Origin of the sequence: Curtobacterium sp. MCBA15_016 (genome assembly GCF_001865105.1) — a bacterium.
Taxonomy (GTDB): Bacteria; Actinomycetota; Actinomycetes; order Actinomycetales; family Microbacteriaceae; genus Curtobacterium.
In genome coordinates this window covers 1-16100 of sequence record NZ_MJGR01000010.1, presented here as the reverse complement: position 1 = coordinate 16100, position 16100 = coordinate 1, and the positions used below count along the sequence as shown (strand labels likewise).

Annotated in this window: 13 protein-coding genes; 1 reads left to right on the top strand and 12 read right to left on the bottom strand. The window is 69.6% G+C overall.

Translation table 11 applies throughout. From position 1 onward, the window contains the following. Positions 1-60: 60 nt before the first annotated feature. From BIV03_RS04390 to BIV03_RS04365, 6 genes are all read right to left on the bottom strand, one after another. A complete protein-coding gene (locus BIV03_RS04390; RefSeq protein ID WP_070418667.1) occupies positions 61-1440 on the bottom strand; it encodes a glucose-6-phosphate dehydrogenase in 1380 nt (459 codons plus the stop codon). Between the two features lie 199 nt (positions 1441-1639). Then, entirely contained in the window at positions 1640-2056 is a 417-nt protein-coding gene (locus BIV03_RS04385) for a cytochrome c oxidase subunit 4 (RefSeq protein ID WP_070418666.1), read from the bottom strand. A gap of 4 nt (positions 2057-2060) precedes the next feature. Further along, complete coding sequence (gene ctaD, locus BIV03_RS04380) at positions 2061-3800, bottom strand: cytochrome c oxidase subunit I (protein ID WP_070418665.1); 1740 nt, start codon at positions 3798-3800, stop codon at positions 2061-2063. Positions 3801-3812: 12 nt separating this feature from the next. Further along, positions 3813-4715 carry a cytochrome c oxidase subunit II gene (gene coxB / locus BIV03_RS04375; RefSeq protein WP_071294807.1) on the bottom strand — a complete coding sequence of 301 codons (903 nt, stop codon included), beginning with the start codon at positions 4713-4715 and terminating at the stop codon, positions 3813-3815. A gap of 257 nt (positions 4716-4972) precedes the next feature. After that, positions 4973-5347, bottom strand: a complete 375-nt coding sequence (locus tag BIV03_RS04370) for an iron-sulfur cluster assembly accessory protein (protein WP_092387612.1) — start codon at positions 5345-5347, stop codon at positions 4973-4975. Between the two features lie 58 nt (positions 5348-5405). Further along, positions 5406-6833: a dipeptidase gene (locus tag BIV03_RS04365; RefSeq protein WP_071294806.1), complete on the bottom strand. Its 1428-nt coding sequence runs from the start codon at positions 6831-6833 to the stop codon at positions 5406-5408. 53 nt (positions 6834-6886) lie between these two features. Between BIV03_RS04365 and BIV03_RS04360 the strand changes: the two genes are divergently transcribed. Then, positions 6887-7462 carry a DUF3043 domain-containing protein gene (locus BIV03_RS04360; protein ID WP_071294805.1) on the top strand — a complete coding sequence of 192 codons (576 nt, stop codon included), beginning with the start codon at positions 6887-6889 and terminating at the stop codon, positions 7460-7462. Positions 7463-8097: 635 nt separating this feature from the next. On the opposite strand, the gene BIV03_RS04355 is transcribed toward BIV03_RS04360, so the two are convergent. From BIV03_RS04355 to dnaE, 6 genes are all read right to left on the bottom strand, one after another. Then, positions 8098-9174 (bottom strand): quinone-dependent dihydroorotate dehydrogenase, encoded by a 1077-nt coding sequence (locus BIV03_RS04355; protein WP_083403198.1) that lies wholly within the window; start codon positions 9172-9174, stop codon positions 8098-8100. Next, complete coding sequence (gene nrdR, locus BIV03_RS04350) at positions 9171-9668, bottom strand: transcriptional regulator NrdR (RefSeq protein ID WP_070418661.1); 498 nt, start codon at positions 9666-9668, stop codon at positions 9171-9173. The genes BIV03_RS04355 and nrdR overlap by 4 nt, the downstream gene beginning before the upstream one ends. A gap of 12 nt (positions 9669-9680) precedes the next feature. Then, positions 9681-10988 (bottom strand): histidinol dehydrogenase, encoded by a 1308-nt coding sequence (gene hisD, locus BIV03_RS04345; RefSeq protein WP_083403197.1) that lies wholly within the window; start codon positions 10986-10988, stop codon positions 9681-9683. A 95-nt stretch (positions 10989-11083) separates the two neighbouring features. After that, positions 11084-11893 (bottom strand): phosphotransferase, encoded by an 810-nt coding sequence (locus BIV03_RS04340; protein ID WP_139201856.1) that lies wholly within the window; start codon positions 11891-11893, stop codon positions 11084-11086. Continuing rightward, positions 11890-12240 carry a DUF2200 domain-containing protein gene (locus BIV03_RS04335; protein WP_071294804.1) on the bottom strand — a complete coding sequence of 117 codons (351 nt, stop codon included), beginning with the start codon at positions 12238-12240 and terminating at the stop codon, positions 11890-11892. The genes BIV03_RS04340 and BIV03_RS04335 overlap by 4 nt, the downstream gene beginning before the upstream one ends. Positions 12241-12242: 2 nt before the next feature. After that, complete coding sequence (dnaE, locus tag BIV03_RS04330) at positions 12243-15776, bottom strand: DNA polymerase III subunit alpha (RefSeq protein WP_083295317.1); 3534 nt, start codon at positions 15774-15776, stop codon at positions 12243-12245. Positions 15777-16100: the final 324 nt, after the last annotated feature.

Sequence of the window (16100 nt, the reverse complement as noted above, 5' to 3'; positions counted from 1 at the left end):
GCTGGCACCGTGCCTCCCGTCCGTCGTCACCGCCCGATCAGGGCGTCACCGTCGCGTCCGTCAGGACGAGGACTCCCAGTCCGCCGGGCCGCGCGACCCCGCGCGGTACTCCTCGAGCGGGACCTCGTCCGCCTTCCAGGCGTCGACGACCGGCTCGACGATCTCCCAGCAGCGCTCGGCCACGTCACCGCGGATCGACAGCAGCGGGTCGTCGTGGAAGATCCCGTTGAGGACCTCGCCGTAGGGGGTGAGCTCGCCGTCCGCGAAGGAGGACGACAGGGTGACCTGGCCCATCTCGAACGGGTTGCCGCCGCCGTTGGCCGACACCGTCAGCTCGATCTCGTCGGGGTTGAGCACGATGCGGAGCGTGTCCGTCTTCGGCCGACCGGACAGGCCGGAGGGCAGGCGCGTCACGGGCTTGAAGGTGATCAGCACCTCCTTGCGGCTGTTGCCGAGTGCCTTGCCGGAACGGAGCGTGAACGGCACGCCCTTCCAGCGGGCGGTGTCCACCTCGACCGAGATCTCGGCGAGCGTCTCGGTGCCGCGCGACTTGTCGACGCCGTCCTCGTCCTGGTACGACGGCAGTTCCTTGCCGTCGATGGTGCCGGCCGTGTAGACCGCACGACGCGACGCGATCTTCGGGTCGCCGCCCTTGAGCTCGGTCGAACGGAGCACCCGGGCCAGGGACGAGCGGAACTCGACGGCGTCGATGTCTGCCGGGGCGTCCATCGTCACGATGCCGAGGATCTGCAGCAGGTGCGACTGGATCATGTCGACCATCGCGCCGGCCTCGTCGTAGTACTGGGCGCGGTTCTCGAGACCGAGGGTCTCGTCGTAGAAGATGTCGACCTTCTCGATGTTGTCGGCGTTCCAGATCGGCTCGAACAGGCGGTTCGCGAAGCGCAGACCGATGATGTTGAGCACCGTGGTACGACCGAGGAAGTGGTCGGTGCGGTGCACGCGCTCCTCGGGGACGAGCTTGAGGACCGTCTCGTTGAGGGCCTTCGCGCTGGCGACGTCCGTACCGAAGGGCTTCTCGAACGCGAGGGTCGTGCCCTCGGGCAGCTCGACCTGCTGGAGCGCCTCGCAGATGTCGGAGGCGATCTGCGGCGGGAGCGCGAAGTAGAGGATCGGCTCGGCGTCGGCGTCGGCCGCGGCGAAGAGCGCCTTGAGGTGCTCGGGGTCGGTCGGGTCACCCTGGATGAACTGCGTCGACGCGAGGGTGGCGTCGACCTCCGGGCCCTTCACGTCCTGCGACGCGAAGGACTTCGTGACGACGTCCTTCCACTGCTCCTCGCTGCGGGCGCTGCGGCCCGTGCCGATGAGCTGGACGGGCACCGCTCGACCGCTCTGCAGGAACGTGCCGAGGCCCGGCAGCAGCAGGCGGGAGGCGAGGTCGCCCGTCGCGCCGAAGATGATGAGAGTGCGCTTGTCGGTCACCGGAGGTGACTCCTTTCGCTGTGGTGGGGGTGGTCCGCTTGAGGCCAAGCCGTGGGCGGACCGGTTGATTCCCGGACGAGCAGGTTCGTTGGTGTGCCTGCGTTCCGGAGGTCGTGCTGCGGTTCCGGTGTGGTGCTGGACGCACTTCGGGCGGCACCGGTGTGGTGCCGCCCGAAGTCAGGTGCGCTGGAGGTCCAGGTCAGTGACCGAAGTTGCCGCGGTAGTACTCGTAGACCCAGCCGACGAGGGTGATCGCCACGCAGGCGAGCCCGATCGGGACGATCCACAGCCCGGCTGCGACACCGAGGAAGCAGAGCGCCGTGGCACCCGCGAGCAGGATGGGCCACCACGACCACGGGCTGAAGTGCCCGAGCTCGGCGTCGCCGTCCTCGATGTTGGCGTCGGGGCGGTCCTCGGGGAGGACCCCGCCCTGGGAGGACATGACCTTGCCGAGGTAGAACGCGATGAACGCGGACATGATCCCGGTGAGGCCGATGGCCACCGTGCCGACCCACTCCGGGTGACCGTAGTAGAGCAGCGACCAGATGGTGTACGCGGCGTCCGCGAGGATGAAGAACCCGAAGAGGATCCAGAACAGGTTGGTGTTGGCGCGCATCGCCTTACTTCACCTCGCCCTTCGCGGCGTCGTAGGTCGGAGCGTCGGGGGCGTCCTTGGCCGGACCCACACCGATCGGCACACCCGCTTCGGGGTGGTTGAGGTCGAACGCCGGCGACTCCGAACGGATGCGCGGGATCGACGTGAAGTTGTGCCGCGGCGGCGGGCAGCTGGTCGCCCACTCGAGCGAGCGGCCGTAGCCCCACGGGTCGTTCACGGCGACCTTCGGCGCGTTCCGGGCGGTCACGTAGACGTTGAAGATGAACGGCAGGAACGAGATCGCGAGGATCATCGAGCCGATCGTCGACAGCTGGTTCATCCAGGTGAACCCGTCGTTCGGCAGGTAGGTCGCGTAGCGACGCGGCATGCCGATGACGCCCAGCCAGTGCTGGATGAGGAACGTCGTGTGGAAGCCGATGAACAGGAGCCAGAAGTGGATCTTGCCGAGACGCTCGTTGAGCATCTTGCCCGTCCACTTCGGCCACCAGAAGTAGAAGCCGGAGAACATCGCGAACACGACGGTTCCGAAGACCACGTAGTGGAAGTGCGCGACGACGAAGTACGAGTCGGACACGTGGAAGTCGAGCGGCGGGGACGCCAGGATCACACCGGTGAGACCACCGAACGTGAAGGTGATGAGGAAGCCGACGGCCCAGAGCAGTGGCGTCTCGAACGTGACCGAACCGCGCCACATCGTGCCGACCCAGTTGAAGATCTTCACGCCGGTCGGGACCGCGATGAGCATCGTCATGAGCGAGAACCACGGGAGCAGGACGCCACCGGTGACGTACATGTGGTGCGCCCACACCGTGACCGAGAGGGCCGCGATGGCGATGGTCGCGTAGACGAGGGTCTTGTACCCGAAGATCGGCTTGCGGCTGAACACCGGGAAGACCTCGGAGACGATGCCGAAGAACGGCAGCGCGATGATGTACACCTCGGGGTGGCCGAAGAACCAGAAGAGGTGCTGCCAGAGCAGGGCTCCGCCGTTCGCCGGGTTGAAGATCTGCGCGTCGAACACGCGGTCGAGACCGAGGCCGAACAGCGCGGCGGCGAGGACCGGGAAGGCCATCAGCACGAGCAGCGCGGTCACGAGGGTGTTCCACGTGAAGATCGACATGCGGAACATGGTCAGACCCGGGGCACGCATCGTGATGATCGTGGTGATGAAGTTCACCGCACCGAGGATCGTCGAGAAGCCGGTCATGCCGAGGCCGAAGACCCAGAGGGTGCCACCGAGCCCTGGTGTGAACGTCGTGTCACTCAGTGGCGCGTAGGCGAACCACCCGAACGACGCGGCGCCCTGCGGGGTGAGGAAGCCACCGACGGCGATGAGCGAGCCGAACAGGTAGAGCCAGAAGGCGAAACCGTTCAGACGCGGGAAGGCGACGTCCGGCGCACCGATCTGCAGCGGCATGATCGCGTTCGCGAAGCCCGAGAAGAGCGGGGTCGCGAACATCAGCAGCATGATCGTGCCGTGCATCGTGAAGAGCTGGTTGTACTGCTCCTTCGTCGCGACCACGTGCAGGCCGGGCTCGAAGAGCTGGGCACGGATGACGAGCGCCATCACACCCGCGAGCAGGAAGAAGATGAACGAGGCGATCAGGTACATGTACCCGATGGTCTTGTGGTCCGTGGAGGTGATCCACCGGACGATGATGTTGCCCTTCCGGCCGACCTTCGACGCCTGGAAGTCCAGTGTCGTGGTCCCTGCAGCCGGCTGGCCGACGAGTGACGTGGTCATCTGACGGAGCCCCTACTTGTTGTCGCTCGACGCCGTGACGGGCGTCTTGTCGTTGGGTTCGTTCGTGTTGGTGTTGTACTCGTTGCCGAGCAGACCGACCTTGCCCTGCTCCTCGAGCGAGTCGAGGTACTTCTGGTACTCGGCCGGGGTGACGACCTTCACCTGGAAGAGCATGAGCGAGTGGTACTCACCGCACAGCTCCGCGCACTTGCCCTGGTAGGTACCGAGCTTCTGCGGGATGAAGTACTCGTCGTTCTGCTTGCCCGGGAGCATGTCCTTCTTGTAGAGGAAGTCGATGATCCAGAACGAATGGTCGACGTCGCGGGACGAGAGCTCGATGTGGACCTTCTTGCCCTTGGGCAGGTAGAGGGTCGGGAGCTGCGACTCGTCGATCGCGCCGTTGGCGTTCTCTTCTTCCTGGGCCTGGATGCCCTGGTAGTAGACGCTCTTGGACTTGTCGTCCTCGTTGATGTAGTTGAAGTCCCACGCCCAGCGCTTGCCGTAGACGTGGATCGTCGCGTCGGCGTTCTTGAACGGCTGCTCGATCGCGGCCTGGTCCTTGGCGGTGAAGGCGAAGAAGCCGAGCACGAGGATCAGCGGCACGATCGTGTAGAAGATCTCGAGCGGCATGTTGTAGCGCATCTGCACCGGCAGGCCGGTCTGGCCCTTGCGGCGGCGGTAGACGATCGCTGCCCAGATGATGAGGCCCCACACGATCAGACCGACCGCGAGCAGCACGACCCAGCTGGTGGTCCACAGGCCGACGATGCGGCTCGTGTGGTTGGTGACGTCCTTCGTCTCCTCCGTGCCGGGGAGCCATCCGTTCAGCTGCTGCTGCGTGCAGCCAGCCAGTGCGATGACCAGACCGACGGCCACCGGGACGGCCGCCCAACGTATACGGCGATTCGAACGCACTGTTACCTCTCGGAAGAACGTGAAACCGGAGCAGGCCGCGACGTGAAGGTCGCGCATGGCTCGCTCCCAGCTTGGTTGGAACACTCCTAGCTTACTCGCAGCTCGGGACCGCTCGCGCACACGCGACACACCTCGGGCCGCGATCCGCACTCCGTCCGGGCGGGTTTTCCCTGGTCGTGCGGGATGCCACGCCCGGGAACGAACGAGCGGGGAGCGACCGTGTCGGTCACTCCCCGCTCGTGTCGGGTCGACGGAGATCAGTGGAAGCTGTCACCGCACGCGCAGCTGCCCTGCGCGTTGGGGTTGTCGATCGTGAAGCCCTGCTTCTGGATGGTGTCCTCGAAGTCGATCGAGGCGCCGTCGAGGTACGGGACGCTCATCTTGTCGACGACGACCTCGACGCCGTCACCGAACTCGGCCGTGGCGTCGCCGTCGAGCAGGCGCTCGTCGAAGTAGAGCTGGTAGATCAGGCCGGAGCACCCGCCGGGCTGGACGGCGAGGCGCAGGCGGAGGTCGTCGCGGCCTTCCTGTTCGAGGAGGCTCGCCACCTTCGCCGCGGCCGCGTCGCTGAGCAGGACGCCGTGCGACGGCGCCTCGGTCGTCGGTGCGTGGTCGGTGATGGTGTCGCTCATCCGCGCGTCTCCCTCCGTGCGGTGTCGTTCACCGCGCTTGGACCGATTGTAAGCACCGTCAGCCGCGAGTCGCGAGACGCGCGAGCAGGATCGTCTCCGATGCGATCGCGCGGTGCAGGACGCCGAGGTGCTGCGACTCGTTCGGGCTGTGCGCGCGGGTGTCCGGGTCCTCGACGCCGGTCACGAGGATCTGCGCCTCCGGGAACTGGGCGGCGAGGTCCGAGACGAACGGGATCGAGCCGCCGATGCCCTGCTCGACGGGCGACTCGCCCCAGCCCTCGGCCATCGCGGTCCGCGCTTCCTGGACGGCCCAACCGGCGGTGTCCACGAGGAACCCGTCTCCGGCGTCCGGCTCGCTGATCTCCATCCGGGCGCCGAACGGCACGTGCGCCCGCAGGTGCCGCTCGACCGCGGCGTACGCGTCCGTCGCGGCCTGTCCCGGCGCGACCCGCACCGAGACCCGGGCGGAGACCGTCGGCAGCAGGGTGTTCGACGCGTTCGCGACGCTCGGGACGTCCATGCCCGTCACGGTGATCGACGGCTGGAACCACATCCGCGACAGCACGTCGCCACGGCCGACCGGACGCACCCCCGGGACCAGTGCCGCGTCGGCGGCGAGCTGCTCCTCGGTGCGCTCGGGCACGTCGGCCTCGTACGAGGAGAGGCCCTCGACCGCGACGGCGCCGTCGTCGTCGTGCAGCGAGGCGAGCAGGCGGACCATCGGGATCATGGCGTCCGGCGCCGCTCCCCCGAACATGCCGCTGTGGCTCGCGTGCTCGAGGGTCGTCAGGGTCAGCTTGAAGGTGACGTTGCCGCGCAGGGAGACGGTGATCGACGGGACCTCGGTCGACCAGTTGTCGCTGTCCGCGACGACGATGACGTCGGCGGCGAGGTGCTCCTGCTGCTCGCGGAGGAACGTGCGGAACGACCGGGAGCCGAACTCCTCCTCGCCCTCGATGAACAGGACGACGCCGAGCTCCAGGTCGTCGCCGAACTGCGCGTGCAGCGCCCGGAGCGACGCGATGTGGGTCATCACGCCGGCCTTGTCGTCCGAGGCACCGCGGCCGTACAGGCGGTCGCCACGCAGCGTCGGCTCGAACGGCGGGGTCTCCCAGAGCGCGTCGTCGCCCTGCGGCTGGACGTCGTGGTGGGCGTAGAGCATCACGGTCGGCTTGCCGTTGCGGGCCGGGCGGACCGCCAGGACCGCGGGCTGACCGAGCTCGAGCGGGTCGTCGTCACTGATCGCCGACCGGATGATCTCGACCTGGTCGTCCGCGAAGACGCCGGTGCTCCGGGCCAGGTCCGCCACGGCACGGGCGCTCGCGAGCACGTTCGACTCGTCGTACGCCGACCACGACACCGACGGGATCCGCACCAGGTCGGACAGGTCGGCGATCGTCGAGGGCAGCGATCCCTGCACGTGTTCGCGGAGGGCGTCGAGGAGTGCGGGGTCGGTGGCGGCGGCGTGCTGGTCGGTGTCGGTCATGTCCCGTAATCTAGAGGACGATCCAGCACGCAGACCGCAGTCAGGAACGCATCGTGGCGAAGGCAGCCCCCAAGACCAACACGACCGTCAACCCGTCCGAGGCCGAGCTCCTCGAACAGGGGAAGGGCCGTCCGACGCCGACCCGTCGCGAGCGCGAGGCGGCGAACCGCCGTCCCATCGTCGGCGGCTCCGCCGAGGACAAGAAGGCAGCTCGTGCCCGGCTCACGAACGAGCGCGAGAAGGCCCGCGTCGGCATGGCCAACGGCGAGGAGCGCTACCTCCCCGCGAAGGACAAGGGCGAGCAGCGCAAGTTCGTGCGCGACTGGATCGACGCCCGCTGGAACGTCGGCGAGATCATGATGCCGGTGCTCGTGCTGTTCCTCATCGTCGGGTTCGCCGCGTCGCAGACCGTGATCGCGTCGTACTCGCTGCTGCTCGTGTGGGCGTTCGTGGCGCTCTTCGTGCTCGACTGCATCGTGCTCTGGCTGTCGTTCCGCAAGAAGCTGACGGCCAAGTTCGGCTCGATGCAGCGCGGGACGTTCCTCTACATCCTCACGCGAGCGTGGCAGCTGCGCTTCCTGCGCCTGCCGAAGCCGCAGGTCAGGCGCGGGCAGTACCCCACCGTCTGATCGCTCCCCATCGCAGCGCCGTCCGGTCCGCCGGGCGGCGCTGCGTCGTTCCCGGCGCGCGGCCCGGCCCCCGTCCCCCGCCGGCCCCGCCGGCCCCGCCGGCCCCGCCGGCCCCGCCGGCCCCGCCGAGCGGGCAGTATCCGTCACGCTCGCGGGCTCGGCACGGCACATTCCGCCCGCTCGTCGAACGCGAGCGGCGAGTCCCGCCCGCTCGCCGGCCCGCCCGCCGACCACCCACCGGGGCACGCACCGACCGCCCACCGGACCGGAGGCACGGTGCGGCCCCGCCCCGCGCCTCCCGTCCGTCAGGTGCTCGACACGGCCACGCGACCCGCCCGGTACGCATCGCCGAGGTCGCGAGAAGTGCCGCTCCACGGCGCGTGCGACGGCGCATTGCGCGACCTCGCCACAGCGCACGCGGCGTGTCGTGCGACCTCGACGACGGACACCCGGACCCGACGACGGTCACGCAGACCCGGCCCCGGACGCGCGACCCTGACCGGTCACGACTCGCCGCGTACGACTCCCCGAGCGGGCAGAACGCACCGCCACCACGCCTCGAGCGTGACGTATTTCGCCCGCTCGGCGACGCGCACGCGACGTCAGCGCGCCCGCTCGGCGACGCGCACGCGACGTCAGCGCGCCGCGCGCCCCAACCGCCGCCGCCGGAGCCGGTTGATCCGCGTCGCCCAGGTCGGCCCCTCGTAGAGGAACGCCGTGTAGCCCTGCACCAGTGTCGCCCCGGCGTCGATGCGGTCCTGCACGTCCTGCTCGGTCGTGACGCCGCCGACCGCGATGACGCAGAAGTCCGACGGCACCGCGGCCCGGACCCGCCGCAGGACCTCGAGCGACCGAGCAGCGACCGGTGCACCGGACAGACCGCCGGCACCCATCGCCTCGACGTCCACAGCCGGCGTGCGGAGTCCCGAGCGGGAGATCGTGGTGTTGTTCGCGATGACACCGGCCAGCCCGAGGGAGACGGCGAGCCCGGCGATCGCGTCGATCTGCTCGTCGGTGAGGTCCGGCGCGATCTTCACCAGGACCGGCACCTTGCCGGCGGCGTCGCGCACGGCGGTGAGCAGCGGGCGGAGTTGGTCGAGCTCCTGCAGACCGCGCAGACCGGGCGTGTTCGGCGAGCTGACGTTGACCGCGAGGTAGTCCGCGAACGGCGCGAGCCTGCGCGTCGACTCGAGGTAGTCGTCGACGGCGTCCTCGACGGCGACGACCCGGCTCTTGCCGATGTTCACGCCGATGACGGGCCGCCCGGGGTTGCGCCGGGCACGCTCCAACCGACGTGCTGCTGCGGCGGCACCGTGGTTGTTGAAGCCCATGCGGTTGATGAGGGCGCGGTCGGGGATGAGCCGGAAGAGCCGCGGGCGCTCGTTGCCGGGCTGCGGCTTGGCGGTGATGGTGCCGACCTCGACGTGCCCGAACCCGAGGACACCGAGTCCGGCGATCCCCCGGGCGTCCTTGTCGAACCCGGCGGCCAGGCCGAAGCGGGACGGGAAGTGGATCCCCATGGTCGTCACGCCGTCGGCGGCGGACGGCCGCGAGTAGCGCTCGACGAGCCGTCCGACGACGGGCACGTGCGGCAGCCACTTGATCACCGCGAACGCGATGTGGTGCGCCCGCTCGGGGTCCATGTTGGCGAACACCGAGCGGAACACGACGGAGTACCCGCCGCGGACGATCCGTTCCGCGATGCCGCTCACGCGCCGGCCCCGGCCGGGGACGAGCCGGCGACCGGGTCGGCCGCGCCGTGGTGGTCGCGGCGGAGTTGGCCGATGGCGTCCTCGAAGTCCTCGAGCGAGTCGAAGGCCTGGTAGACGCTCGCGAACCGGAGGTAGGCGACCTCGTCGAGCTCGCGGAGCGGCGCGAGGATCGCGAGCCCGATGTCGTTCGCGTCGATCTGGCTCGACCCCGAGGACCGCACGGTCTCCTCGACGCGCTGCGCGAGGATCGCCAGGTCGCCGTCGGTCACCGGGCGTCCCTGGCAGGCCTTGCGGACGCCGGACACGATCTTGTCGCGGCTGAACGGCTCGGTCACCCCGTTGCGCTTCACCACGTTGAGCGAAGCGGTCTCGGTGGTCGAGAAACGGCGGCCGCAGTTCGGGCACTGACGACGGCGACGGATGGAGGTTCCGTCGTCGCTCGTCCGGGAGTCGACGACGCGGGAGTCCGGGTGGCGGCAGAAGGGGCAGAACATGTCGACCCCAGGCTACCGGTTCGTGCGCTCCGTCACGGCGGCGCCGTGCGCGGGGAGCTGCTCCTCGGTCGCGAGGGCGACGATGTGCGGCGCGACCTCGGCGAGGGCCTCGGGCGAGTAGCGGATGACCTGCTGCGGGCGGAGGAACGTCGACGCGGACAGTCCGGAGCCGAAGCGCGCCTGCCCGCCGGTCGGCAGGACGTGGTTCGACCCGGCCAGGTAGTCGCCGAGGCTGACGGGCGTGCTCGGCCCGACGAACACCGCGCCCGCGGCGTCGATGTCGGCGAGGACCGCGTCGTCGTCGCTGGTCTGGATCTCGAGGTGCTCCGGCCCGTAGGCGTTGCTCACGGTCGCCGCGTCGGCGAGCGAGTCCACGAGCACGATCGCGGACTGCGGTCCGTCCAGGGCGACCTGGAGGCGCGACGCGGTCCCGACACGCGCAGCACGTTCCGGGATGGCCGCCTCCACCGCGTCGGCGAACGCCGCCGACGTCGTCACCAGCACGCTGCCGGCCTGCTCGTCGTGCTCGGCCTGGCTGATGAGGTCGGCGGCCACGTACCCGGGGTCCGCGGTGTCGTCGGCGATCACGAGGATCTCCGTCGCGCCGGCCTCGGCGTCGATGCCGACGACACCGCGCACGAGGCGCTTGGCCGCTGCGACGTAGTTGTTGCCGGGCCCCGTGACGAGGTCGACGGGCTCGAGGCCGATCGACGGGACGCCGTACGCCAGCGCACCGACGGCTCCGGCGCCGCCCATGGCGTAGACCTCGTCGATGCCGAGCAGGCCGGCCGCCGCGAGGATCGTCGGGTGCACCGCTCCCCCGTGGTCACGCTGCGGGGGCGACACGAGCGCGATCGACCGCACGCCGGCGACCTGGGCGGGGACGACGTTCATGACGACGCTCGACGGGTACACCGCCTTGCCACCGGGCACGTAGAGGCCCACGCGGCGCATCGGCTGCCAGCGCTGGTGCACCTCGGCGCCGTCGGCCAGGGTGGTCACGGACGCGGCGGGCACCTGGGCCGCACTCGCTGCCCGGACCCGGCGGATGGCCTCGTCGAGCGCTTCCCGGAGCTCGGGCGTGAGGCCGGCGACGGCCGCGGCGATCTCGGCAGCGGGGACCCGCACGTGCTCGGGCGCTCCCCCGTCGAACCGTTCGGCCTGGTCGTGCAGCGCCGACGCCCCGTGCTCGCGGACGGCGTCGACGAGCTCGCGGGCGGCGTCCACCGCGTGCGAGACGTCACCGGCGGCGCGCGGCATGAGTCGGAGGAGTTCGGCACGGGCGGGGAGGCCGCCACGGAGGTCGATTCGCTGCATCATCAGGTGGTCAAGCCTACCGAGCGCGGACGGGAGGTCGGTGGCGGACCGGCACCGCGCCTCCTGGCCCGCGCTGACGGGGCCCGGGGCCCGCGTCGTCAGGCGAGCGCGTCGACGACGGGGCGGTGTCGGGCGGCGGCTGCCGCGTCCCAGGCGCCGAGCAGGTGGAGCGTCGCGATGCGGAACGCGAGCGCGCGGACGAGCAGTTGGTCCCACTCCGCGACGTCGGCACCGAGCGCGTCGAGCTGCGCGACCGGGACGCCGTGCCAGCACACGGCGTCGATCGCGGCGACGGCCGCACCGAACCCGGCAGGTCGCCAGGACGGCGGCCAGTCGATGACGGCGGGGATGGCGGCGTCGGCGGCATCGGCGAAGAGGACGTTGCCGAGCAGGTCGCCGTGGACGAGCTGCGACCGTGCTCGGACGGGCCGGAAGGCCGCGGCGAGGCGGTCGAGCGTGGGGTCGTCCGGCAGGCGCGCTGCTCCCCAGGCCATCCGGTCGGCGCGGCCCCACGGGTCCTCGGGGCGCGGCGCGGACGGGGCGAGGAACGCGGGGCGATCGAGGTGTGCGATCGCTCGGTGGAAGGCGTTCCCGACGCGGATGACGTCGGCGACCCGGGTCTCGTCGGCGCGGCCGGGCAGCCACTCCCAGGCCTCCCATGCGCCGGCGCGCCACGGGCCGTCGACCGTCCGGACGGGTCGAGGTGTGCGGAACGTCGAGGTGTGCGCCAGCTCGGCGAGGACGCCCGCCCGCCAGTCCGTCACCGTCGCGCCGTCGTGCGGTCGGAGGACGACGTCGCCGGCGCGCCAGGTCAGCCCGCGCCCGCCCGCGAGCCGTTCGAGCCGCTGGTCGCCCACGCCGAAGGCACGCAGGGTGCCGGCGTCCGGACCGCCCGCCACGGTGTTCACGCGGTCCGGAGCACCGTCGCCATCGGACGGCCCTTCGCGACCTCGTCGACGAGCTTGTCCAGGTACCGGATCTGCCGCATGAGCGGGTCGTCGAGTTCCTCGATCCGGACGCCGCAGATCACGCCGGTGATGAGCGGTGCGTTCGGATGGAGGTGCGCGGCCGCGAAGAAGTCCTCGAACGTGGTCTCGTCGGCGAGGTGCTGCTCGAGCGCGGCGTCATCGAACCCCGTGAGCCACTCGATCACTGCGTCGAGCTCGGCCTTGGTGTGCCCCTTGCGCTCCACCTTCGCGAGGTAGTGCGGGTACACCGCCGCGAACGGCGTGCCGAAGATGCGGTGCCCGGCCATCGTCAGACCAGGCAGCGCGGCCCGAGCAGGCTCTTCAGCTCGCCGAAGAGGTCGGGCGTCAGGTTCACCGGGAACGGCAGCTCGAACGTGCGCGCGACGTCGTCCTTGATGAGCTTCAACCGGACCTCGGTCTCGCCGCTGTGCCGACCGAGGACGGCGGCGAGTTCGGTCACCGTCGTGGTCGTCGCCTGCCGCTCGGGCAGGCTCAGCGTGAGCGGGCCGGACCCCATGGCGTCGCCGACGTTCGGCTGGAACATGCTCACCGCGTGCAGGGCCTTGCCGTCGTCGCGCACGTTGACACGGCCGCGCAGGACCACGATCGAGTCGGCGACGAGCGACGGCCCGAACTCCTGGTAGGTCTTGCCCAGGAACATCACGCCGATCTGGCCGCCGAAGTCCTCGATGTCGACGATGCCGTACGGGTTGCCGCTGGACTTCGCCACCCGGTGCTGCACGCTCGTCAGGAGCCCCGCGACGGTGACCGTCTCACCTTCGACCGAGTCGTCGGCCGCGATGAGGTCGGCGATGGTGATCGACTGGTGCTTCGCCAGCTCGATCTCGAGCCCGGCGAGCGGGTGGTCGGAGACGTACAGGCCGAGCATGTCCCGTTCGAACGCGAGCTTGTCGCGCTTGGACCACTCCGGACGGTCGGGCACCTGGGACACGACGGCGGCCGACGGCTGTTCCTCGGCGACCTCGGCGAAGAGCGAGTCGAAGTCGAACCCGACGTTGCCGTGGGCCTCGTCGCGCTTGACCTTCACCGCACCTTCGACGGCGCCCTCGTGGATCTCGACGAGTGCACGGCGGGAGTCGCCGAACTCGTCGAACGCACCGGCCTTGATGAGCGACTCGACCGTGCGCTTGTTCGCCGACGAGATCGGGATCTTGCGGAGGAAGTCGTGGAAGGACTCGAACGCGCCCTTCTCGGTGCGGGCCTGGACGATGTCGTCGACGACGTTGAAGCCGACGTTGCGGATCGCGCCCATGCCGAAGCGGATGTCCTCACCGACGGCGGCGAAGAAGCCGATCGACTCGTTGACGTCCGGCGGCATGACCTTGATGCCCATCCGGCGGCACTCGTTGAGGTACAGCGCGAGCTTGTCGCGGGCGTCGCCGACGCTCGTCAGCAGTGCCGCCATGTACTCGGCCGGGTAGTGCGCCTTGAGGTACGCGGTCCAGAAGGACACCACGCCGTACGCCGCCGAGTGCGCCTTGTTGAACGCGTAGTCGGAGAACGGCAGCAGGATGTCCCAGAGGGTCTTGATGGCAGCGGCCGAGTAGCCGTTGTCCTGCATGCCCTTCTCGAAGCCGGCGTACTGCTTGTCCAGCTCGGACTTCTTCTTCTTGCCCATCGCGCGGCGGAGGATGTCCGCTTGGCCGAGCGAGAACCCGGCCACCTTCTGCGCGATGGCCATGACCTGCTCCTGGTAGATGATCAGGCCGTAGGTCGTGCCGATGATGTCCTGCAGGGGCTCCTCGAGCTCCGGGTGGATCGGCGTGATCGGCTGCTCGCCGTTCTTGCGGAGCGCGTAGTTCGTGTGCGAGTTCGCACCCATGGGGCCCGGACGGTACAGGGCGATGAGCGCGGAGATGTCCTCGAAGTTGTCGGGCTTCATCAGGCGCAGCAGCCCGCGCATCGGCCCGCCGTCGAGCTGGAACACGCCGAGGGTGTCACCACGCTGCAGGAGCGCGTACGCCTCGGGGTCCTCGAGCCCCATGTTCTCAAGGTCGAGCTCGATCCCACGGTTCGTCTTGATGTTGTCGAGGGCGTCACTGATGATCGTGAGGTTGCGGAGCCCCAGGAAGTCCATCTTGATCAGGCCGAGCGACTCCGCTGCCGGGTAGTCGAACTGCGTGACGATCTGGCCGTCCTGCTCGCGCTTCATCACGGGGATGATGTCGATCAGCGGATCGCTCGACATGATGACGCCGGCGGCGTGCACGCCCCATTGGCGCTTCAGCCCCTCGAGCCCGAGAGCGGTGTCGAACACCGTCTTCGCCTCGGGATCGGTCTCGACGACCGTGCGGACGTCGACTGCTTCCTTGTAGCGCGGGTGGTCCTTGTCGAAGATCCCGGTGAGCGGGATGTCCTTGCCCATCACGGGCGGCGGCATCGCCTTGGTGAGCTTCTCGCCCATGCCGAACGGGAAGCCCAGGACGCGCGAGGAGTCCTTGAGCGCCTGCTTCGCCTTGATCGTGCCGTACGTGACGATCTGCGCGACACGCGCCGACCCGTACTTCTCGGTGACGTACTTGATCGCCTCACCGCGGCGCCGGTCGTCGAAGTCGACGTCGAAGTCGGGCATCGAGACGCGGTCCGGGTTGAGGAAGCGCTCGAAGATCAGGCCGTGCCGGATCGGGTCGAGGTCGGTGATGCGCATCGCGTACGCCACCATCGAGCCGGCACCGGAACCACGGCCGGGACCGACGCGGATGCCGTTGTTCTTCGACCAGTTGATGAAGTCGGCGACCACGAGGAAGTACCCCGGGAAGCCCATCTGGTTGATGATGCCGACCTCGTAGTCGGCGCGTTCCTGGACCTCGCGCGTGATGCCGTCGGGGTACCGGTACTCGAGGCCCTTCGCCACCTCTTTCTCGAACCACGAGTGCTCGGTCTCCCCCTCGGGCACGGGGAACTTCGGCATGTAGTTGGCCGCGGTGTCGAACTCGACGTTGCACCGCTCAGCGATGAGCAGCGTGTTGTCGCAAGCCTCGGGGTTGTCGCGGAAGAGGTGCCGCATCTGCTGCGGGGTCTTCAGGTAGAACTCGTCGGCGTCGAACTTGAAGCGGTTCGGGTCGTTCAGGGTCGAGCCGGACTGGACGCAGAGCAGCGCCGCGTGCGACTTGGCGTCGTGCGAGTGCGTGTAGTGCAGGTCGTTCGTGCCGACCAGCGGGATGTCGAGGTCCTTCGCCAGCCGGATCAGGTCGCTCATGATCCGACGTTCGATCTCGAGCCCGTGGTCCATGACCTCGGCGAAGTAGTTCTCCTTGCCGAAGATGTCGCGGTAGTCCGCCGCGGCCTTGACGGCTTCGTCGTACTGGCCGAGCCGCAGCCGGGTCTGGATCTCCCCTGAGGGGCAGCCCGTCGTGGCGATGATGCCCTCGTGGTACTCCTCGAGCAGCTCGATGTCCATGCGGGGCTTGAAGTAGTACCCCTCGATCGACGCCTTGCTCGACAGCCGGAACAGGTTGTGCATGCCCGTCGTGTTCTCGGCGAACATCGTCATGTGCGTGTACGCGCCGGAGCCGGACACGTCATCGCCGCCGCCGTCGCCCCAGCGCACGCGGGTCTTGTCGGTCCGGTGGGTGCGCGGCGTGATGTACGCCTCGGTCCCGATGATCGGCTTGACGCCGCCGGCCTTGGCGGCCTTCCAGAACTCGAACGCGCCGAACATGTTGCCGTGGTCGGTCACGGCAACGGCGGGCATGCCCTGCGCAGCGGTCTCGGCCACGAGGTCGCCGAGCCTGGCGGCGCCGTCGAGCATCGAGTACTCACTGTGCACGTGCAGGTGGACGAAGGAGTCGGAATCCGACACGGAACCTCCGGTTCGCGGGAGCTGCTGCGGTCTGGGAACAGCCTAACCGCGACCGGGGACAAACCCGGGCGCGTCGAACCGGACGGGAGGCGCGGTGCGGGGCCGACCCGCGCCTCCCGTCCGTCAGGGGGTCGCGGCACGCGCGGGGCGCGACGCCGAGGGCGCGCAACACGCCGCGCGCGTGCCGCCGAGAGCGCACGAAGTGCCGCTCCGCAGCGCCGACAGCGACACTTTTCGCGACCTCGGCGGGCTTAGCCAGGCGCGGGCTCCGCCGGACGGGAGGCGCGGTGCGGGCCCGACCCGCGCCTCCCGTCCGTCAGGGGG